This window comes from Pseudomonas agronomica (assembly GCF_025917275.1).
GTDB classification, from domain to species: Bacteria; Pseudomonadota; Gammaproteobacteria; order Pseudomonadales; family Pseudomonadaceae; genus Aquipseudomonas; species Aquipseudomonas agronomica.
This window is the reverse complement of the sequence record NZ_JAOSHO010001134.1, coordinates 1-271: the sequence shown is the minus strand read 5'-3', so window position 1 is coordinate 271 and position 271 is coordinate 1. Positions and strand designations below refer to the sequence as shown.

Sequence of the window (271 nt, the reverse complement as noted above, 5' to 3'; positions counted from 1 at the left end):
CTGACCCAACCGCCGAGGGCGATCTGGCCGATCACCAACAGCAGCCCGGCCGTGGCCCAATATTGCAGGCGCTTGGGCACGGTCAGCGCGGGCAAGACGCCGGACAATCTCAAGGTCAGCAGAAACAGCAGGCTCAACGTCGCGAAGCCGCCGAGCAGATGCCCGGTGACCACTTGCGGCCAGAGCTTGAGGGTCACGGTCCACATGCCGAACGCCGCCTGGGCGAACACCACACCCAGCAGGAACAACGGCAATTTCAACGGCAGGCCGG

General features: G+C 65.3%; 1 protein-coding gene. It reads right to left on the bottom strand.

Annotated features, from left to right (window positions below; genetic code table 11):
* Positions 1-271: COX15/CtaA family protein (locus OC610_RS29250; RefSeq protein WP_264433342.1), on the bottom strand; the 271-nt coding region annotated here is incomplete at both ends.